General features: G+C 37.0%; 20 protein-coding genes and 1 riboswitch. All 20 genes read left to right on the top strand.

Annotated features, from left to right (window positions below; translation table 11 throughout):
- The 20 genes from larC (at window position 1) to cbiB (ending at window position 20,069) form a co-directional block, all read left to right on the top strand.
- Window positions 1-1,194 (top strand): nickel pincer cofactor biosynthesis protein LarC, encoded by a 1,194-nt coding sequence (gene larC / locus QSJ81_RS11105; protein ID WP_285717455.1) that lies wholly within the window; start codon window positions 1-3, stop codon window positions 1,192-1,194.
- Window positions 1,195-1,219: 25 nt separating this feature from the next.
- Window positions 1,220-1,930: a 7-cyano-7-deazaguanine synthase QueC gene (gene queC, locus QSJ81_RS11100; RefSeq protein ID WP_285717766.1), complete on the top strand. Its 711-nt coding sequence runs from the start codon at window positions 1,220-1,222 to the stop codon at window positions 1,928-1,930.
- A gap of 3 nt (window positions 1,931-1,933) precedes the next feature.
- On the top strand, window positions 1,934-2,722 hold the full coding sequence (folE2, locus tag QSJ81_RS11095; RefSeq protein WP_285717454.1) for a GTP cyclohydrolase FolE2: 789 nt from the start codon (window positions 1,934-1,936) through the stop codon (window positions 2,720-2,722).
- Window positions 2,723-2,925: 203 nt separating this feature from the next.
- Window positions 2,926-3,780: a ChbG/HpnK family deacetylase gene (locus tag QSJ81_RS11090; RefSeq protein ID WP_285717453.1), complete on the top strand. Its 855-nt coding sequence runs from the start codon at window positions 2,926-2,928 to the stop codon at window positions 3,778-3,780.
- A complete protein-coding gene (locus QSJ81_RS11085; RefSeq protein ID WP_285717452.1) occupies window positions 3,773-4,756 on the top strand; it encodes a lysylphosphatidylglycerol synthase transmembrane domain-containing protein in 984 nt (327 codons plus the stop codon). Before QSJ81_RS11090 ends, QSJ81_RS11085 begins: the two co-directional genes overlap by 8 nt.
- Before the next feature lie 12 nt (window positions 4,757-4,768).
- Window positions 4,769-5,680 carry an SDR family NAD(P)-dependent oxidoreductase gene (locus QSJ81_RS11080; protein WP_285717451.1) on the top strand — a complete coding sequence of 304 codons (912 nt, stop codon included), beginning with the start codon at window positions 4,769-4,771 and terminating at the stop codon, window positions 5,678-5,680.
- A gap of 114 nt (window positions 5,681-5,794) precedes the next feature.
- Entirely contained in the window at window positions 5,795-7,333 is a 1,539-nt protein-coding gene (locus QSJ81_RS11075) for an ArnT family glycosyltransferase (RefSeq protein ID WP_285717450.1), read from the top strand.
- Window positions 7,334-7,344: 11 nt separating this feature from the next.
- Window positions 7,345-8,940, top strand: a complete 1,596-nt coding sequence (locus QSJ81_RS11070; protein WP_285717449.1) for an ArnT family glycosyltransferase — start codon at window positions 7,345-7,347, stop codon at window positions 8,938-8,940.
- A 99-nt stretch (window positions 8,941-9,039) separates the two neighbouring features.
- A riboswitch (cobalamin riboswitch) is annotated at window positions 9,040-9,214 on the top strand.
- 77 nt (window positions 9,215-9,291) lie between these two features.
- Window positions 9,292-10,392 (top strand): cobalt-precorrin-5B (C(1))-methyltransferase CbiD, encoded by a 1,101-nt coding sequence (cbiD, locus tag QSJ81_RS11065; protein WP_285717448.1) that lies wholly within the window; start codon window positions 9,292-9,294, stop codon window positions 10,390-10,392.
- Window positions 10,377-11,003, top strand: a complete 627-nt coding sequence (gene cbiE / locus QSJ81_RS11060) for a precorrin-6y C5,15-methyltransferase (decarboxylating) subunit CbiE (RefSeq protein WP_285717447.1) — start codon at window positions 10,377-10,379, stop codon at window positions 11,001-11,003. Before cbiD ends, cbiE begins: the two co-directional genes overlap by 16 nt.
- Entirely contained in the window at window positions 11,000-11,581 is a 582-nt protein-coding gene (gene cbiT, locus QSJ81_RS11055) for a precorrin-6Y C5,15-methyltransferase (decarboxylating) subunit CbiT (RefSeq protein WP_285717446.1), read from the top strand. The genes cbiE and cbiT overlap by 4 nt, the downstream gene beginning before the upstream one ends.
- A 48-nt stretch (window positions 11,582-11,629) precedes the next feature.
- A complete protein-coding gene (gene cobM, locus QSJ81_RS11050; RefSeq protein WP_285717445.1) occupies window positions 11,630-12,385 on the top strand; it encodes a precorrin-4 C(11)-methyltransferase in 756 nt (251 codons plus the stop codon).
- On the top strand, window positions 12,382-13,443 hold the full coding sequence (locus QSJ81_RS11045; RefSeq protein WP_285717444.1) for a cobalt-precorrin 5A hydrolase: 1,062 nt from the start codon (window positions 12,382-12,384) through the stop codon (window positions 13,441-13,443). Before cobM ends, QSJ81_RS11045 begins: the two co-directional genes overlap by 4 nt.
- Before the next feature lie 26 nt (window positions 13,444-13,469).
- Complete coding sequence (gene cobJ, locus QSJ81_RS11040) at window positions 13,470-14,168, top strand: precorrin-3B C(17)-methyltransferase (RefSeq protein ID WP_285717765.1); 699 nt, start codon at window positions 13,470-13,472, stop codon at window positions 14,166-14,168.
- Entirely contained in the window at window positions 14,165-14,923 is a 759-nt protein-coding gene (gene cobK / locus QSJ81_RS11035) for a precorrin-6A reductase (RefSeq protein ID WP_285717443.1), read from the top strand. Before cobJ ends, cobK begins: the two co-directional genes overlap by 4 nt.
- Window positions 14,923-15,549, top strand: a complete 627-nt coding sequence (locus tag QSJ81_RS11030; RefSeq protein ID WP_285717442.1) for a precorrin-8X methylmutase — start codon at window positions 14,923-14,925, stop codon at window positions 15,547-15,549. Before cobK ends, QSJ81_RS11030 begins: the two co-directional genes overlap by 1 nt.
- A 59-nt stretch (window positions 15,550-15,608) precedes the next feature.
- Window positions 15,609-17,000, top strand: coding sequence for a cobyrinic acid a,c-diamide synthase CobB (locus QSJ81_RS11025; protein WP_285717441.1), 1,392 nt, complete (start codon window positions 15,609-15,611; stop codon window positions 16,998-17,000).
- 24 nt (window positions 17,001-17,024) lie between these two features.
- Window positions 17,025-17,606, top strand: a complete 582-nt coding sequence (gene cobU, locus QSJ81_RS11020) for a bifunctional adenosylcobinamide kinase/adenosylcobinamide-phosphate guanylyltransferase (protein ID WP_285717440.1) — start codon at window positions 17,025-17,027, stop codon at window positions 17,604-17,606.
- A complete protein-coding gene (locus QSJ81_RS11015) occupies window positions 17,599-19,119 on the top strand; it encodes a cobyric acid synthase (protein WP_285717439.1) in 1,521 nt (506 codons plus the stop codon). Before cobU ends, QSJ81_RS11015 begins: the two co-directional genes overlap by 8 nt.
- Complete coding sequence (gene cbiB / locus QSJ81_RS11010) at window positions 19,119-20,069, top strand: adenosylcobinamide-phosphate synthase CbiB (RefSeq protein WP_285717438.1); 951 nt, start codon at window positions 19,119-19,121, stop codon at window positions 20,067-20,069. Before QSJ81_RS11015 ends, cbiB begins: the two co-directional genes overlap by 1 nt.
- Window positions 20,070-20,127 lie beyond the last annotated feature (58 nt).

The raw sequence follows: 20,127 nt of genomic DNA, 5'->3' as shown, positions 1-20,127 counted from the left end.
ATGCAAGCGCTTTATTTAGATTGCTTCGCCGGCATTAGTGGTAACATGTTATTAGGAGCATTATTAAATGCAGGTTTACCAGAAGAAGTTCTAAGAGAACAGTTATCCCTTTTACCAGTCGACGGTTATCATTTAACTATTGAAAAAGTAAATAAGAATGGTATTAGTGCAGTATATGTAGATGTGAAATTACATACTCATGACCATCATGGAGATGAACATCACCATCATCGTCACTTATCTACTATATTTCAAATTATTGATGATTCTCAATTAGCACCAAGAATAAAAGATGATAGTAAGAAAATCTTCATGTTGTTAGCTCAAGCAGAGGCTAAGGTACATGGTGTAACAATAGAGGAAATTCATTTTCATGAAGTTGGAGCCGTTGATGCGATTATCGATATTGTGGGCACCGTTATTGGACTTAATTATTTTGGAATTGAGGCCATTTATACTTCAAAATTACAAGTTGGCAAGGGCTTTGTTAAATGTTGCCATGGCCTAATGCCAATACCAGCACCAGCAACAGCAGAACTGTTAAAAAGCATTCCTTATTACAATGGGGAAATTAGCAAAGAATTAGTAACTCCGACAGGAGCAGCAGTACTTTCAGCATTAGGAACTGACTATGGAAGTATGCCAGAGAATTTTACTAGCAAAACAATTGGTTATGGAGCCGGCACTTGGGATTTGGAGATTCCCAATGTTCTTAGGATGCATATAGGAGAAATACCTGAGTGCATTAAGACGAGTGAAACTCTTCTCATAGAGGCAAATATTGATGATTTAAGCCCACAAGTTTTTCCGTATGTTATGGATAAGTTGCTAGAGATTGGTGTATTTGATGTCTGGTTAACTCCTATTATTATGAAAAAGAATCGTGCTGCTACTATGCTATCCATATTAGTGCCAAGTAACATTTTAGATCAAGTGACTACAATTATATTTGAAGAAACGTCGACAATTGGACTAAGATATTATTCGGTTGAGCGGAAAATGGCAAAACGAGAATTTGTAACGGTAGCTCTATCTTGGGGTGAAGCTAGAGCAAAAATTAGTTCATACAATGGAAAAGTGTGTAGCGTTACTCCTGAATTTGAGGATTGTAAAAGTATAGCAAAACAACATAAAATTCCCTTGAAAAAAGTGCAGCAAGCAGTATTAGACGCAGCCTTTAATACTATTAAATAATCATTTATTCAGTGTTTTTAGTATAATTTTCGTAAAAAATAGGAGTGTGTTAAGCTTGAAAGCAGTTGTTTTATTATCGGGTGGTCTAGACTCTACAGTATGTATGGCTGTAGCTCATAGTCAGGGCTACGAACTTTTCCCTATTAGTTTTAATTATAATCAACGTCATTCCAGAGAATTAGAAAGTGCTACTTCTGTAGCTCAGTATTATAAAGTTACTAAACATATTGTTATTGAAACGAATATGAATGCGATAGGAGGTAGCGCTTTAACTGATGAGCACCTGGAAGTACCATCAGGCAGCAATGCAACCCATGATATCCCGATTACCTATGTGCCTGCTAGAAATTTAATTTTCCTAAGTTATGCTTTAGGATATGCAGAAGTAACAGGAGCAGATAAAATTTTCATTGGTGTAAATGCTCTTGATTATTCAGGTTATCCTGACTGCCGTCCTGAATTTATTAACCTATTTCAAGAAGTTGCTGATTATAGTACAAAAGCAGGAGTGCAAGATCAGCGAAAAATAAGAATAGAAACCCCCTTACTACATTTAACTAAAAAAGACATTGTTATCTTAGGTCACAGTTTAAATGCTCCTTTAGAATTGACTACCAGCTGTTATAAAGGGGAATCAGCTGCTTGTGGCGAGTGTGACAGTTGTCTGCTACGTTTAAAAGGTTTCTCTGAAGCAAATATAGCAGATCCCATTTTATATAAAACTAGGAGTGAATAAAGTTTGAAAGACGTTCAGAATATTTCAGATGATCGTGGTATTGCGATTCAAAATGTAGGTGTCAGTGGTGTACACTTACCATTTCTTATCAAAACTAAAACAGACTCTTTTCAGTCTGTTTTAGCTACGATAAATCTTACTGTGGATTTACCAAAAGAATATAAGGGTACCCATATGAGCCGTTTCATCGAAATCTTAAGTGAATGGAGCCAAAAGCCCATATCTAGTCGCGAAATGGAATCTATACTAATCGATACTTTAACTAAACTTGATGTGGAATATGCACAAATGGAAATTCATTTCAAATATTTTATTGATAAAGTTGCCCCCATCAGCGGGCTTAAAAGTATGCTTGATGTGGATTGTTCTTTTTCTGCAAAATTAACTAAGGGTAAGCCTTTGGATTTCACCCTGGGGGTTGCCGTTCCTTTCACTTCTTTGTGTCCTTGTAGTAAAGAAATTTCTAAATATGGAGCTCACAATCAACGAGGATTAATGAAGGTGAAAATTAAATATACAAGTGGAAAATTTATTTGGATTGAGGATTTAGTAGCATTAATGGAAGCGCAAGGTAGTTGCCCTATCTATCCATTGCTAAAGCGCGAAGATGAAAAATATGTAACAGAACACGCGTATGAGAATGCTAAATTTGTTGAAGATATATTACGAGATTTGGTGTTAGCGTTACGTCAGCAGAAGTTTATCAGCTGGTTTGAAATACAATGTGAGAATTACGAGTCAATTCACAATCATAGTGCATATGCAAAGCATGTTGAGCATGTAAATAATTAAGTTATCTTTTTCCATTTACTTGCTAAGAAAATTATCAGTAGTCTACTGAGTAGATGATCAGGAGCCTTTTAATAGGCTCCTCTACAATGAGTATACTTACATATTTTATACTAACTTGAGAAGTGTTTCCTTAGCCGCAAATTGCCATATTTCCTTATACATGCTACCATGTATAGCAGGCGTACTATAAGGGAGTTGTTTTTATGAAACGATTAATCATAAATGCTGATGATTTTGGACTTAATGAAATGGTCAATGTCGGAATTATTCAAGGGCATACAGCAGGAATTATAACCAGTACCACCATCATGGCCTGTGGTAAAGCCTTTGATCATGCTGTTCCTTTAGCTTTAGATAATAAGAAATTAGGTATTGGTGTACATCTAACCTTAGTAGGAGAGAGACCGGTATGTAACCCTAGCACAATACCATCATTGGTAGATAAGGAAGGATTCTTATCACCCCAATATCCTCAATTTTTAAAACGTTTTTGTTTAGGACAGATAAAACTTGATGATATCAAAAAAGAATTAACCGCTCAAGTACAAAAGGTAGCAGATTGTGGATTACCTATCACGCATTTAGATAGCCATCAACATATGCATATTGTACCTGGCATAATTGATATTACTATCGAGTTAGCTAAAAAGTTTAGTATTAAAGCAGTACGTATTCCTTCTGAACCGTATCTCTTTTTAGGTGGATATCCTTTTTCTACTTCGCGAATTGTAGCTCGTGCAGGCTTAACTTGTCTAGCCCGAATAGCTCGTAAGAAGATAATAGAGCGGGGACTCATTGCTCCAAACCATTTTTTTGGTATGTTAGCAGGAGGTAATATGCATGAAGAATTTTTATTGCAAATCATTAATAAGTTACCTGAAGGAATCTCAGAAATCATGATGCACCCAGGAGTTAATGAATCAATCTTACATACTATCTATAACTGGAATTACCATTGGCAAGCAGAGTTAAACGCTATTACAAGCGAAAATGTACGCCAGCAGATTACAAATCGTGGTATACAATTAATTTCATTTGGGGAGTTAGGAAATGACTAAGTTTTATCAACGCCTAATTCTCCTATTACTGTTAGTTGGTGGTATCTCTGCTATTGTAATTTACTTTACAGTCGATATTCATACTTTACGCCATCTCAATAGTTTTCAGCCCTGGTCCTTAGTACTGGCTATTGTTTTTTTAATAATTGGTTTATATTTTGATGGAGTCCGTCTCATGCACCTTGTACGTATTTCTGGTGAAAGAATAAGCTTAATAGAGGCTGTGCAAGTTGTTTTTGGCAATTACTTTTTAGCACTATTAACCCCTGGAGCAGCCGGTGGGGCCGTAGCACAAGTCATGTTTTTACGCAAGGCGGGGGTACCTACGGCAAAGGCCACTGTTTTAGTAGTCGTTAGAACACTGTTATCTATTATATTTTTATTGTTTTTAGTTCCCGTTGTTTTTTATTATGATCCTGAAATTATGCCAGGTCTTACAAACAATATGTTAGCTATAGCATCTGGTTTGCTTGTTGTGAGTATATTAGGAATCATATGGCTATTCCGTACTAGTCTACCTAATTATTTATTGGTTGTACTTACAAAGAAACTAAATTACAATTATCGTCGCCGAGTCTTCGCGATATATCGTGATGTACGAGGGGCTGTCTTTATGTTATCATCAGCGCCAACAAGCATGGGGAGAGTTTTTGTTGAATCGGCCATAAGTCTGTTAGCTTTATACAGCATTGTGCCAATATTATTCATGGGTATGGGTGTTTCTGTAAATCTACCACAAATTATTGGGAGAATGATATTACTAAATATTCTATTATACTTTGCACCGACACCAGGAGGATCGGGTATCGCGGAAGGTGGCTTTATCTTTTTATTTAGCAACTTTTTACCTTCAGGTACAGTTGGAATCGCTGCTGTAGCGTGGCGAATAATCGTCGAATATTTACCGTTTATTATTGGCTTATATTTCACAGTAAAAGTTTTTGGTCAAAATTTCTTAGTTAACCATATAAAATAGGAGGTTGTAAAAATGAAAGTTTTAGTAACTGGGGGAGCCGGTTTTATTGGTTCACATGTAGTAGACCGACTAATACAAGAAAATTGCCAGGTTGTAATTATTGATAATTTGAGTACTGGGTTACTTGAGAACATCAATAAAGCAGCTCAATTTGTTCAAATGGATATACGTAGTAATCAAGTACTTGATTTATTTGTAAGAGAAAAATTTGATTATGTAATTCATTTAGCTGCTCAAACTATGGTGCATAAATCTTTGGAAATGCCGGATTATGATTGTGATGTAAATATATCCGGCACGGTTAACCTTTTAGAAGCCTGCCGTAAAACAAATGTTAAACGAATCGTATTTTCTTCTACGGCAGCTGTTTACGGTAATGCAACAAACTTACCAGTAATTGAAGCAACCCCAAAAGGGCCTACTTCTTTTTATGGCTTAAGTAAGTTAACTTGTGAAAACTACTTATCCTTATATAACCAAATATATGGTCTTGAATTTATGATATTACGTTATGCGAATGTTTATGGCGAGCGCCAGGGCGACGGTGGGGAAGGTGGGGTTATTAGCATTTTTACGCGCAAAATTCACCATCATCAGCCCGTAACAATCTTTGGTGACGGTAGCCAAACACGTGATTTTATTTATGTAGGAGATATAGCTAATGCTAACTACCAATCCTTATTATCTAGTTATTCGAATAAGATTTGTAACATTAGCACACAAACTGAAATAAGCGTTAATACATTAATAGAATATATGGCAAAAGTTGCTGGCAAAACAGTGACAAGGGTCTATGCTGAAATGCGTGAAGGTGATATTTATAAGTCTTCCTTATCAAATCGTGCAGCCCAGGAATACTTAAACTGGAATCCAGCTATGCCATTAATTGAAGGCTTGTCTAAAACATATAATTCTCTTATCTAGGTTTTAAAATTCCTCCAACGGATATATTAGTAAAATACGATTTAACAACGACACTTTATTATTTACTAACTCAAAGATAATGAATCTTATGATTTTAACTATTGGAGGTTGCATATGTTTAATAAATTTGGAACTGGCTTTTGGCTAGTGGCCATAATTACTATATTTATAGTATTTTCTAATCTAGGCGGGGTGCCATTATTAGATCCCGACGAGCCTGTCTATGCGGAGACGCCTAAGGAGATGTTTGCTTTTAATGAGTTTGTCTCCCCACGTATTTTTGGTGAGTATTGGTATGATAAACCGCCGATGTATTACTGGTTAGTAGCTGCATCCTATAAAATATTAGGTGTTAATGAATTTGCTGCACGTTTTCCATCTGCTGCCCTGGCTGTAGTCTGCGCGCTAGTAGTTTATTGGTCAGGGCGCCGTTTATTTAATGAACGGACTGGAATTGCTAGCGCTTTAGTATTAGCTACAAGTATCGAATACTTTTATCTAGGTAAAGCTGCTGTAACTGATATTACCTTAGTTTTATTTCTTTCTCTATCTCTGTTATCTTTTATTGAAAAAAGATATTATAGCGCTTATATTTTTGCTGGATTGGCAACCTTAACGAAAGGCCCCATTGGCCTATTGTTCCCCGGTGGAATTATCTTTTTTTACTTACTGGTTACAAGAAATTGGTCTCTGCTAAAGAGCATGAAAATACCCTCTGGCTTGCTTGTCTATGCACTTATAGCTGCCCCGTGGTATATTATGATGTATAAGATCCATGGTAGTATTTTTGTAGATACCTTTCTTGGTTTTCATAATATCACGAGATTTACGTCTCCTGAACATCCCGAGTTAGTAGTATGGTATTATTATATTCCAGTTCTTGTACTTGGCTTTTTTCCCTGGACGACTATTATGCTACAGTCTATATGGGCATCTTTGACTGCCAGTAATAGGAATTTTTCAACCCTATTATTCTTAAATATTTGGGCACTATTTATTTTTATATTTTTTACAATTTCTCAGACTAAGTTAGTCTCTTACATTTTGCCTATGTATCCACCTTTAGCGATGATAGTAGGGTGGTACATTGATAGGATATGGTCACTCAAAAACATACGTTTTACAAGCTGGCCAATTCTATTAGGTCTGTTAACAATACTTTTTACAGCCGGTATGATTATCGGTAGCAAAACCATGCCTATATTACAATATGGAATCTATATAGCCTCAGGAATTTTCATTGTAATGGCATTATTGGTAATATATTTTACATGGAGGAAAGAAATAGGCCGTGCCTTTTGGACCCAAATTATTGCTATGGTTTCATTTTCTATGGTGTTAGTTTTTATGTTGTTCCCTTTAGCCGCACCAAATTTTACAACTAAACCTATTGCACAAGAGTTTATCAAACAGTATGACGGCACATCCCCAGTATATATTGTTAAATTCTTACACCCAGGCTTTACATTCTATACAAATGTTTACGGATTTGAGTTAAAGAAAGATGATGATCTAAATCAATATATTCAAGAAAGTCCAAGGGCATATTTTCTCCTTAGACAATCTGAATATGGTCGTTTAACAAACCAAAGCATCCAGTTACTTACGGTTTTATCTACCATTGATGATAAAGTATTACTACTCAAAAAATAGGGGAGGTACTTATGGCAAAGCGCCTAACAATGTTGCTGCTTTTTCTTGCATCTTTAACTTTTTTTCTATCTTTTAATGCAGCTATACCGATAAGTGACCCTGTAGAATCCAATTATGCATTAACAGCTAAAGAAATGGTTCTGACTGGTGATTGGATATCGCCTCAAATTTATGGACATTATTGGTTTGATAAACCGATTATGGTTTATTGGTTGCTTGCTTTAAGTTTTAAGATATTTGGTATTACTGATTTTGCCGCACGTTTTCCTGCTGGATTATTTAGCGCTGCTAGTGTAAGTTTTACTTACTGGTTTGGACAAAAAATTTTTAGCAATACCAAAACTGCACTCTTAAGCTCTTTAGTATTAGCAACCTCCTTAGAATTTTGGATATTAGCTAAAATGGTTATTACTGATTCTATCTTATTTTTTTATACTAGCATTACTTTGGCTATGTTATATCTCGGTTTAAAAAATACTGGTTCGAAATGGTATGTTTCATTTGCTTATATGGCCGCGGGGCTGGCCGTCTTAACTAAAGGTCCTGTTGGTCTTGTGCTGCCAGGATTAATTATCTGTAGTTATATAATAATTTCTCGCCAATGGCAGCTATTTAGAAAGGTATTTATTCTCCCTGGGATCTTTGCCTTTTTAATCATTGCTGCTCCTTGGTATGTTAAGATGTACCAATTACACGGTACAAATTTCCTTGATACCTTTTTGGGATTACATAACTATCTTCGTGCCACAGTGTCCGAACATCCTAAGGATAATGTCTTTTATTATTATCTAGTCCTATTTCCTATCAGCCTATTACCTTGGTCAGGAATTTTCATTAAATCAATGGGTGTTGTTAGAAAAGAGCTTTCGTCTTCTCAGCTAATTTATTTAACAAATTGGTCTATTCTTACGATTATTTTTTACACAATGATGGCTACTAAATATCCTACATATGTTTTCCCTGCATCCTTTCCTGCGGCATTACTAATTGGATATACTTTAGGTAAAATGCAAATTCTAAGGGATCGAAAGGTTTGGTGGTGGCTTTCCATTCCAGCCATTGCATTATTACTGCTTATTTCGCTAAGTAGTCGATTTATCCCAACTGCAGCTAGTTGGACAATGATATATATTGGTACTTTCCTTTCAATTGGTTTAATACTTTGGAAACAATTAAAAGGAAATGTCTATCATTTGCCACAAATAATAGCAATAGTAACCGTAGTTATGAATTTATTCTTAATTCATAATGGTCTTATACCATTAGCAGAAACACGCTCTGCTAAAAGTATATCTGCTGAGTTACCAGCAGAAAGGGCTAGAATAGCTTCCTATGGTGAATATTCAACATCAGCGGTGTTTTATAGTGGCTATAATATTCCTCGATTAATACATGAAGAAGAACCTCAGCAGCTAGGTACTTGGGCAGGAAAATATACAATGCCTACTCAAACGATCAGAGAATTTACTTCTGATACCAGTATGTCGTATATATTGGTATCAAATAAAGATAACAAAAATTTTATGAATGAACCTTTTTCTAAGCATTTTTCTCCAATTGCTACACGGAATGAGATAACACTATATCAGCGAGGCCAATCACAATGATTGAATCAGGATAATTGAATAAATCATCTATAATTTATAAATAATAGCAGGAATATTAGCAGTAGTAGTGGAATACTACAAAAATATACCAATAACAAAATTAATAAATTGGGAATGGGTGCTTACGCTTAAAAGGGAAGTCCGGTCAAAGCCGGCGCGGTCCCGCCACTGTATTGGGGAGCATAGCTAAGAATATACCACTGGAAATAATCCGGGAAGGTTTAGCTATGTAATGAACCAGAGTCAGGAGACCTGCCTATTCTGACACACACCGTTATGACCTACGGAGGATAGGCAGGTGGTAGAATAAATTAGGTTTATTGTACCTCCTGTCTTCAGGGGGTTTTTATTTTGCAAAAAAAAATGAAGTCTGGAATTACTACTGGCACTTGTGCCGCTGCAGCAACCAAAGCTGCATTACTAGCATGGTCTGGGCAATTGCCTACTACTGTACATGTAACCTCACCACAGGGACAAAATATCCATGTGAAAATTGCAACATGTCAGCCCTTATATAATGGAGGAAAGGCAAGTATCATTAAGGATGCAGGAGATGATCCTGATGTTACAAATGGTACAAGGATCTTTGCCGAAGTAGAAGTCAATAAAACGAGTGAGATAATCCTAAAAGCTGGAGTTGGAGTGGGGCTTGTTACTAAACCAGGCTTATCTGTAGCTGTTGGTCAGCCCGCTATTAACCCTGGACCTCGTAAAATGATCATGCAAGCAATACAAGATGTATTACCTACTGGTTGTGGTGTAACTGTTACTATTTCAATACCTGATGGTGAAAGGTTAGCACAACGAACTTTAAATCCAACATTAGGTATTGTAGGCGGTTTATCCATTATTGGTACTACCGGCATAGTGGAACCAATGTCAGAAGAAGCCTTTAAAAATTCATTATCACCACAAATTTCTATGGTAAAGGCATTAGGATATAATCAAATTGTCTTTGCTCCTGGAAAAATGGGACAAGAAATCGCCATTAATAGGTACCATCTTCCTAGAGAAGCAGTAATACAAACTAGCAATTTTATCGGACATATGTTAGAAAGTGCTGTACATTATGGTATGGAGCAAGTATTGTTATTTGGCCATTTGGGGAAAATTGTCAAGGTAGCTGCAGGAATTTTTCATACTCATAATCGTATGGCTGATGCTCGTTTTGAAACACTGGCTGCCTATATGGCTTCCCTAGGCGCACCGCAGTCCGCGATACAAGAAGTATTAGACTGTAATACTACGGAAGCTGCTATGCCAATTATTACAAAATACAAATTGCATGAGGTGTACCGCGTAATTGCCCAAAGAGCCAGCATACGTGCTGAGCGTTATATCTTTGGTGATCTAAGAGTGGGTACCGCTATGATTACTCTAAAAGGAGATATATTAGCAACTGATGATACCGCACAAGAAATTGGAGGCAATCTAGGATGGAACATAAAATAATAGTAGTAGGAATTGGACCAGGATCACCTGATTATATATTGCCAGTGGCTAGTCGCATAATTGCCCAGGCAGACGTACTAGTTGGAAGTCAGCGAGCTCTTATAACATTTGCACCTAAACATGCAACGGTTAAAGTTATCGATCGAGATATCAGTGGCGTTTTAACGTTCATCGCTACATCCCTTTCGCAAAGTGATGTAGTGGTCATGGTTTCAGGTGATCCTGGTTTTTACAGTTTCCTAGCTACTCTTAAAACTAAATTTACGTCTGAATGTATTACCGTTATCCCAGGAATAAGCTCTATGCAGTTAGCTTTCGCCCGTATAACCGCTATATGGCAAGACGCACTTCTTATTAGTATGCATGGTCGTATGGCCAATGACAATGATTTGAAATATGCACCTAACAAAAAACTTGGTATTCTCACTGATTATGAACAAGATCCAAAATTTATTGCGGGCGTACTCATAGATCATGGCTGGCCGTCAAATGCAAAAGTATGGTTGTGTGCTAATTTGTCTTATGAGAATGAAGAAATTAAACAATCAACTCTAAATGAAGTAAAAATGCTAAATGGGTTTACTCATTGTGTAATGGTGGTGGAAGCATGAGCTATTTTCCAGGTATTAAGGATGAGGACTTTATTCGTGGTGATATTCCGATGACGAAGCAAGAAGTTCGTATTTTAGTTCTTACTAAAGCGAAGATTTGTCCTACTGACACTATTATAGACATTGGGGCCGGGACTGGCTCTCTCTCAATTGAGGCGGCCTTACAAGCTAGTAGTGGTAAAGTATATGCGATTGAACGGCATCCAGAAGGAGCTCAACTAATTCGTTCTAATGCAATACATTTTGGCGCAGATAATATCGAAGTCATCTCAGGTTCCGCACCGGAGGCATTGCAGGGGCTTCCCGTTGCCGATGTAATCTTTATTGGCGGAAGCGGTGGTCACTTACAAGAAATTCTAGCACAAAGTAATAGTTTACTTAAACCAAATGGCAGATTAGTTATCACAGCTATTACTATAGAAACATTATATGATGCTTTACATAGTATGCAGGCTAAACCTGAATTTACGGTAGAAGCTTTTGGTATGCAAGTAACACGTATAAAACAGGTGAAAAGCAGTAATATGTTGCAAGCATTAAATCCAATCTATATCATTACATGTACTAAAGGTATATAAGCTAATTATATTAGAATTTTCACTAACAAATATTTGGGAGGTTTTTCAATGCATGTTTCATTTGTAGGGGCAGGTCCTGGAGATCCTGAGTTAATTACGGTAAAGGGTCAACGTTTATTAGGAGAAGCCGATGTTATTATTTATGCTGGTTCCCTTGTCAATCCAGCCTTATTGGCGCTAGCTAAACAAGGTGCATCAATTTACAACAGTGCTTCTATGACCTTAGATCAAGTTATTGATGTTATCGAGGAAGCTGCCAGTCATGGCAAAAAGACAGTCCGATTACATACTGGTGACCCTAGTATTTATGGTGCGATCCAAGAACAAATGGATGCCCTAGATAAAAAAAATATTACATATGATGTAATTCCGGGTGTTAGTTCTTTCTTAGCAACAGCTGCCGCATTAAAACGTGAATATACATTACCTGATGTTTCGCAAACGGTAATCATTACACGATTAGAAGGCCGCACACCTGTACCTGAAAAAGAAAAACTAGCTCTACTGGCTAGTCACAACGCGACTATGTGTATCTTTTTAAGTGTTCATATGATTGATAATGTAATGAAAGAATTAATAGACGGTGGTTATGAACAAGACACACCTGTAGCTATTGTACAAAAAGCTTCTTGGCCGGATCAAAAAATCTTTAGAGGCACAGTATCTACAATTGGAAAAATTATAACTGACGCGAAAATCGACCGTACGGCAATGATTGTTGTTGGACGTTGCCTAGATAGTCAATATGCATTATCACGATTATATGCCCCTGAGTTTGGTCATATGTACCGGGATGCAAAATGAAACTGGCAATTATCTCTGTGACGAATCAAGGTGCACTACTCGGTAATAATCTAGCAGAGAAACTAAGTAAATTAGGAAAAAGCGTAGATATTTTTGCTAAAGTTGGACGCAATCCACTACGCCACAATACCTATGACTTGCTAAGTACCCTGATGCATAGCGTTTTTTCTCAATACGATGGGTTTATTTTCATAATGGCGACAGGTATTGTAGTTAGGGTTATTGCCCCTTATATTATTGACAAACGAGTTGATCCAGCAATCGTCGTTATGGACGATAGTGGTAAACATGCAATTAGTTTATTATCAGGGCATATTGGTGGTGCAAATGAGCTAACCACATTAATTGGTGGATTAGTAGGTGCCGAGCCAGTTATAACTACTGCTACTGATATTGCTAATAAACCTGCAGCAGATATGTTAGCAGTAAAACTTAAATTAAAAATAGAACCTTTTAAACAATTAAAAACGATTAATGCAGCAATAGTTAATGGTGATAATGTACTATTTTTTATTGATAAAACAATATCACATCAGGAGTTTTATTATCAAGAAGCCGCTAAGTTAGGGATCGAATTAATAGATTTATCCAACATAGGTAGTAATGAGTTTGATGCTGCCGTTATTATTTCAGATCAAGTATTGTCCCTAAGTATCACTCACTTATATTTGCGGCCAGCAACACTTGCCGTTGGTATCGGTTGTAGACGAAACACAACTAGTGAAGAAATTTTAGCAGCAGTCACTGATGCTTGTGGCCGAATTGGACGTAGTATAAATAGTATTGCCATCATTGGCAGCAGTGTTATAAAACAAAATGAACCAGGTTTATTATCTGTAATACAGCAATTTGCTGTACCCAGTGTATTTTTTGTCAACGAACAATTAGAAAAATGTATTGAAGAGAATCAACTTGAGGTATCAACTTTCGTTAAAAAAGAGATAGGAGTGGGAAATGTATGTGCAGCAGCAGCAATATTAGCGGGGCAGACGAACAAGCTTCTTCTTCCCAAAACAAAATACAAGAATGTAACGGTGTCAATTGCCCAGGTAAAATAGCAGTCGTTGGAATAGGGCCAGGCAGTTTGCTTGATATGAGTCCTAGAGCTAGAGAAAGCATAGAAAATGCCGATGTAATTGTTGGTTACAATACTTACGTTACGCTTGTCTCTGAATTACTAACTAATAAAAAAATTATTGGTACAGGTATGATGCAAGAAATTGAACGTTGCCAAAGTGCTGTAGATCAGGCACTCGCTGGCAAGAATGTAGCAGTAATTTCCAGTGGAGATCCAGGAATTTATGGTATGGCTGGTCTTATACTTGAGTTAGTAATGAAATATGATTCAGATATTCGTCCAGAGGTCAATGTTATACCTGGAATTAGTGCAGTTGGCGCTTCAGCCGCTATTCTAGGAGCACCATTAATGCATGATTTTGCTGTAATTAGTTTAAGTGATCTATTAACACCTTGGGATGTTATTAGAAAACGTGTTGAAATGGCTGCAGAAGCTGATTTTGTAATCGCTTTATATAATCCTAAGAGCAAACGTCGTACCAGCCAAATTAGAGAAGTACGTGAAATTGTATTGAAGCATCGGAAAACCTCTACACCAGTAGGTATTGTGCATCACGCTACTCGTGAAGGTGAGAATATGGCGATATCGACTTTAAATGAATTTACTAAGGAATTTATTGATATGTTTTCTCTTGTAATTATCGGAAATAGCCAAACTTACGTACAAGATAACCGTATGATTACACCACGTGGTTATAAATTATGATTTTAGTCCTTGCCGGAACAAAAGATGGGCGAGATCTAGTTAACTTATTGATAAACTATGATTACGAAGTGATGGCTTCTGTTTTTAGTGATTATGGTCGAGAATTGATTGACCTTGGGGTGCCAGTTCATACTGGTCCCCTTGATTCAAATGGATTTACTACTTTGATTCACACTAACAAGATTACTATGATTGTAGATGCTAGTCATCCTTATGCTGTTAATGTTTCTGAGAATGCTATGAAGGCATGCCAAGCTACAACGATAGCTTATGTCAGGTATGAACGCCCAAGTGCTGCATTGCCCAATTATGATGGTTTACACATTGTTCATGATTATGCAGAAGCAGCGCAAGTGGCAGGATCTTTGGGTAAAACTATATTTCTTACCACCGGTAGTCGTCATTTAAAAATATTTAAAAATTCAACATTTTTGCACAAACATAGATTAATCGCCCGTGTGCTACCGGAACCAGGCGTCTTAACAGAATGCTTAGAATTGGGTTTCACGCCGCGAGATATAGTAGCAATACAAGGTCCCTTCTCTCACGAACTTAATGTGGCCCTATTTGAGGAATATCATGCAGAAGTAATCGTCACTAAAAATAGTGGAGAAATTGGTGGTAGTGATACTAAAATCACAGCTGCAATGGAATTACATTTGCCTTTGGTCGTAATTGATAGACCTATCATTCAGTATAACAACGTAGTTTATGATGTTACCGAAGTTATCAAATTTATTAGGGAGGTCTACTAATGCAATATATAACAGAGCCGATGGCTATTGAAGAGCGCAGTATGGAAATCATTGCTCCTTACTTAACTAGTTTGAATTTAAAACCTGAAGAAATAAAGGTATTTTCACGCATTATCCACGCAGCTGGTGACCCAGAGTATTCAAAAGTTATTGAAATCCATGCGGAAGCTATTAATGCAGGATGCAAAGCATTAGAAGCAGGATGTGATATTTTTTGTGATGTAGAGATGGTTCGTACTGGTATTAATAAACGTCGTTTAGCAGAATATGGCGGAACAGTAAATTGCCTCATTGGTGATGAAACAGTAGCGTCTACTGCCAAAGAACTTGGAATCACAAGGTCTATGGTAGCTATGCGTACTTTTGGTGAACGATTGCATGGCTCTATCATTGCCATCGGTAATGCACCTACTGCTTTATTTGAAGTCTTAAATATGATGAAAAATACTAATATTCGACCTGCACTTATTATTGGTGTTCCTGTTGGCTTCGTTGGTGCCAGTGAATCAAAAGATTTATTAGCTGAAACTTGCCCTGTGCCTTACATAACAGTCCGAGGAAATAAAGGTGGTAGTCCAATTGCTGCCGCAATTACAAATGCTCTTTTATACATGCATAAAAGATAATTTTTTAAGTGCCAATAATTGCAAAACTATAAGAAGGTACTAGTAGGGGGGGGGAGATTATGTCCCAAATTAATATTCCACGTATCGTCATTGCTGGCACTCACAGCGGTGTGGGAAAAACCACTATTGTTACAGGAATCTTAGCCGTTTTAAAAGAAAAGGGCCTTACAATACAATCCTACAAAGTCGGTCCTGATTATATTGACCCTGGTTATCATCAATTAGCAAGTGGTAAGGTTGCTCATAACTTGGATACCTGGTTAGTACCTACAGACAAGCTAGTTCCGATTTTTGCTAAAACGGCTTCTGATAATGATATTGTTATCATTGAGGGAGTCATGGGCTTATATGATGGGGGGCGCACTGGGATTAGCAGTACAGCAGCTATCGCCAAAATACTCAAAACACCAGTCGTGCTTGTTATTGATGCTAGATCAGTAGGAGAAAGTGCTGCTGCTATTGCATTAGGTTATAAGATGTATGATCAGGAAGTCAATTTAGTTGGTGTTATAATCAATCGATTAGGATCCCAAACTCATAAAAGTATGATATGTGATGCATTAGATCGAATTGGTATTCCAGTGTTAGGCTGTATTTATAGAAATGATGCTCTACATATGCCTGAAAGGCATTTAGGTTTAACACCAGTTACTGAACATAATGCTTCTGATAGGATTAGCGAATTAAGAGAACAAATTTCTTCTCAGTTAGATATTAACAAACTTCTTGAAATAGCACAGTCATCCCCTAGTTTGTGTAGCTTAGAAGAAGTAACCAATAATTCTAAAAAAATTCCACTAAATTTACGTATTGGTGTCGCGCAAGATGATGCTTTTTCTTTTTATTATCCCGAAAGTCTTGATGTCTTAAAATCTTTAGGGGCAGAAATTATACCATTTAGTCCTATAAGCGATAATGAGCTTCCGCAAGTGGATGGCCTATTATTTGGCGGTGGTTTTCCAGAAATGTTTGCTAATGAATTAGCCGTTAATGTAAGTATGAGGCAATCTATAAAGCAAGCTTGCCAAGAAGGCATGCCAGTATATGCTGAATGTGGTGGCTTTATGTATTTGACAAAAAAAATCGTTGATTTTGAAGGGCAAAAATATGATATGGTGGGAGCTATTCCAGCAACCTGTTCAATGCAATCTAAGTTACAAACAGTAGGCTATGTTGAGGCAACGGCTCTTACAGAAAATATTTTGTGTGATAATGGTGATATTCTGCGAGGGCATGAGTTTCATTTTTCACAAATGATTATTGACGAAAATCAAAAAGATTTTCCTTGGGCTTTTGAATTCAAAAAGACACGTACTGGTGAAGTATATAATGGCGGATATGCCAGCAAGAACGTAGTAGCTTCTTATTTACATATGCATTTTGCTGGTAACGAAAAGAATGCTCTCCGCTTTCTATCTTCATGTAAATTATTTAAGCAAAAAAGAAAATAATATATCCTTTGGGAGATTGATATAATGCAAGGCAAAATCGTACTTATAACAGGTGGAGCCAGAAGTGGCAAAAGTTTATTTGCTGAACAATATGCCGCAGCACAAACAGATAAAGTAGCCTATATTGCTACCGCCCAAGTATATGATCAAGAAATGCAAACACGTGTAACATTGCATCGCCAGCGTCGTCCAGATACTTGGCAAACATTTGAAGCACCATATGATGCTGACCAAATACTGCAAGAAGCCGCTAAACAGGCTAATGTTATCTTATTTGACTGTTTAACCTTATATACTAGTAACTTATTATTATCACCCAATACACCAACTAATCCTGAAGAAACATATCAGTATATTATGAAACAAATTGAAAAGCTAGTGATTAGTTCACGTGCAAGCCAAGCTACAGTATTATTTGTTACAAACGAAGTAGGTATGGGGATTGTGCCTGATAATGCTTTAGCCAGACAGTACCGTGATATTGCTGGTATGGTCAATCAAAAGATGGCCGCTCATGCTGATGAGGTATATTTGGTGATTAGTGGTTTACCTGTTGAAATAAAAAAAATAGCGACACAAATTGCGAAAGGGGTGCATCATGGCTAAGACCATAATGTTGCAAGGGACAAGCTCACATGTAGGAAAAAGCATACTAACTACTGCTTTATGTCGCATTTTTTTGCAAGATGGACAAAAAGTCGTACCTTTTAAAGCTCAAAATATGGCTTTGAATTCTTATGTCACGAAAACAGGTGGAGAAATGGGGAGAGCCCAAGTCGCCCAAGCTGAAGCTGCAGGACTTGATCCTATCGTGGAGATGAATCCCGTATTATTAAAACCAACAGGCAACTCTTGTTCACAAGTTGTTTTAATGGGAAAACCAATTGGCAATATGTCGGCTAAAGAATATCATACTGGTTATAGCTTAAAAGCATTAGGTGTTATCAAAGAGTGTTTGGATAAACTAGGAGCAGAATTTGATACCATTGTTATTGAAGGTGCTGGTAGTCCAGCGGAAGTTAATCTGAAAGCCAATGACATTGTTAATATGCGCATCGCTAAAATGCTTACTGCGCCTGTGTTATTAATTGCTGATATTGACAGGGGAGGAGCATTAGCATCCGTTGTTGGAACACTAGAATTGTTAGATCCAGATGAAAGAGATCTAATTAAGGGCATTATTATTAATAAATTCCGGGGCGATATCGATTTGCTAAAACCAGCTCTAGATTTTTTAGAAACCAAAACTGGTAAACCTGTAATTGGGGTAGTACCACATCTTGATCAATTAGGCATTGACGATGAAGATTCGGTCTCTCTAGATGACAAACAGGTAAAGACTCTCAGTGACCTTGATATCGCGGTTATTAGAACTCCTAAAATATCAAACTTCACAGATTTTGATGCTTTTGCTAATGAAACAGATGTGACAGTTCGTTATATTCAACAAGGTGAGTCAATTGGTAAGCCTGATTTAATACTTTTACCTGGAAGTAAAAATACAATTGAAGATTTATTATATATACGTCAGCAAGGATTTGAAGAACAAATCATTAAACTAGTAGAATCTGGGACGCCTCTTATTGGTATTTGTGGCGGCTATCAAATGCTAGGAAAACAAATATCAGATCCGAACCATACAGAATCTAATTTAGATACTATTTCTGGGCTTGGTTTACTTGATATTACGACTACCTTTACACCGAATAAAATAACCCATCAAATAACTGCTAATTGTTCAAATAATGGATTTTTAGGATTGAATCTTACCTATGAGAATCTAGTCGGCTATGAAATTCACATGGGACTAACAGAATTCTTACAAACTGCTAAGCATGCTTTTACAATTACTAGTCGCTCTAATCAACGCGCCGATTCTGCTGATGGGGTGGTGCGTTCTGATGGTTTAGTCATGGGTACCTATATTCATGGCATCTTCGATAATGATGTCTATCGTCGCAGTATACTGAATGCCTTAAGAGTACGTAAAGGTCTAGCTCCGATAGAGACAGTGAATGATACTCACACTCGTAAGGAAAACAGTTACAATCGTTTGGCAGAAACTGTGAGGAATAGCCTCAATATGGATTTACTTTATACAATCCTAGGTGCAAAGTAATGGATCAATATATCCCCTTAGTTGCCATCTTAATTGATACCTTTCTAGGTGATCCTCGAACACCTATGCACCCTGTAGTAATGATTGGTAATTTAATAACTTTTTTGGAAAATAAGTTATTAAATTTTGAGCATTCGTCTAATTTGAAAAAATTATATGGTATGCTACTGGTAGTTATAGTATTAGCTGTAACTTACAGTATTACTTGGTGGATATTATACTTATTAGCGGCTGTTCATCCTTGGGTCGAATTTTTAGGGGGAGCCCTACTACTAAGTTTTACTATTTCTCCTAATAGTTTGGCTAAGGCAGGTAATGAAATCTATCAGTATTTACTAGTAGGTAATATGCAACAAGCAAGATTTAAAGTAGGCTGGATTGTTGGGCGAGATACAGACAAACTAGATGTTGCGGAGGTAACTCGAGCAACGGTAGAAACGATTGCAGAAAACATTGTGGATGGTATTATTTCTCCGCTTTTTTATTTTGCAATTGGTGGCCTACCACTGGCATTCTTATATCGAGCTGTAAATACACTTGATTCTATGGTTGGTTATAAAAACGAAAAATACCAAGACTTTGGTATGATTGCGGCTCGTGTCGATGATATATTTAACTATATTCCTGCTCGTTTCACAGCCATATTGATACTAGTATCTACAATTCTGCTCCGCTTTCGTTTTTTTTGCGCAGCTAGTGCAATTTGGCGGGATGCAGCAAAACATCCTAGCCCTAATAGCGGCTTTTCAGAAGCTGGCGTAGCCGGTGCCTTGGGTGTCCGTTTGGGTGGTTTAAATTATTATGGTGGAATTGCTTCTGAGCGTGCTTACATGGGAGAAGTACATACTATATTAAATCCTATGCATATTAAACAGACGATTTATATTATGTACACGGTAACTGCCCTTTTTATCATAGCCTTATTCCTCTTTTGGGGTGTAGGGAGATAATTCAAACAAAAATAGAAACGCTTTTAGAAATGACAATTTGGAGGTTAGCGTAAGTATA

This window comes from Pelosinus sp. IPA-1 (assembly GCF_030269905.1).
Lineage (GTDB): Bacteria > Bacillota > Negativicutes > DSM-13327 > DSM-13327 > Pelosinus.
Note: the sequence above shows the minus strand (reverse complement) of the source record. Positions and strands in the feature narration are given on the sequence as shown.

Coding starts and splice junctions, on each gene's coding strand:
- larC (WP_285717455.1), top strand. CDS start 1: ATGCAAGCGCTTTATTTAGATTGCTTCGCCGGCATTAGTGGTAACATG.
- QSJ81_RS11090 (WP_285717453.1), top strand. CDS start 2,926: ATGAAACGATTAATCATAAATGCTGATGATTTTGGACTTAATGAAATG.
- QSJ81_RS11085 (WP_285717452.1), top strand. CDS start 3,773: ATGACTAAGTTTTATCAACGCCTAATTCTCCTATTACTGTTAGTTGGT.
- QSJ81_RS11080 (WP_285717451.1), top strand. CDS start 4,769: ATGAAAGTTTTAGTAACTGGGGGAGCCGGTTTTATTGGTTCACATGTA.
- QSJ81_RS11075 (WP_285717450.1), top strand. CDS start 5,795: ATGTTTAATAAATTTGGAACTGGCTTTTGGCTAGTGGCCATAATTACT.
- QSJ81_RS11070 (WP_285717449.1), top strand. CDS start 7,345: ATGGCAAAGCGCCTAACAATGTTGCTGCTTTTTCTTGCATCTTTAACT.
- cbiE (WP_285717447.1), top strand. CDS start 10,377: ATGGAACATAAAATAATAGTAGTAGGAATTGGACCAGGATCACCTGAT.
- cbiT (WP_285717446.1), top strand. CDS start 11,000: ATGAGCTATTTTCCAGGTATTAAGGATGAGGACTTTATTCGTGGTGAT.
- cobM (WP_285717445.1), top strand. CDS start 11,630: ATGCATGTTTCATTTGTAGGGGCAGGTCCTGGAGATCCTGAGTTAATT.
- QSJ81_RS11045 (WP_285717444.1), top strand. CDS start 12,382: ATGAAACTGGCAATTATCTCTGTGACGAATCAAGGTGCACTACTCGGT.
- cobK (WP_285717443.1), top strand. CDS start 14,165: ATGATTTTAGTCCTTGCCGGAACAAAAGATGGGCGAGATCTAGTTAAC.
- QSJ81_RS11030 (WP_285717442.1), top strand. CDS start 14,923: ATGCAATATATAACAGAGCCGATGGCTATTGAAGAGCGCAGTATGGAA.
- QSJ81_RS11025 (WP_285717441.1), top strand. CDS start 15,609: ATGTCCCAAATTAATATTCCACGTATCGTCATTGCTGGCACTCACAGC.
- cobU (WP_285717440.1), top strand. CDS start 17,025: ATGCAAGGCAAAATCGTACTTATAACAGGTGGAGCCAGAAGTGGCAAA.
- QSJ81_RS11015 (WP_285717439.1), top strand. CDS start 17,599: ATGGCTAAGACCATAATGTTGCAAGGGACAAGCTCACATGTAGGAAAA.
- cbiB (WP_285717438.1), top strand. CDS start 19,119: ATGGATCAATATATCCCCTTAGTTGCCATCTTAATTGATACCTTTCTA.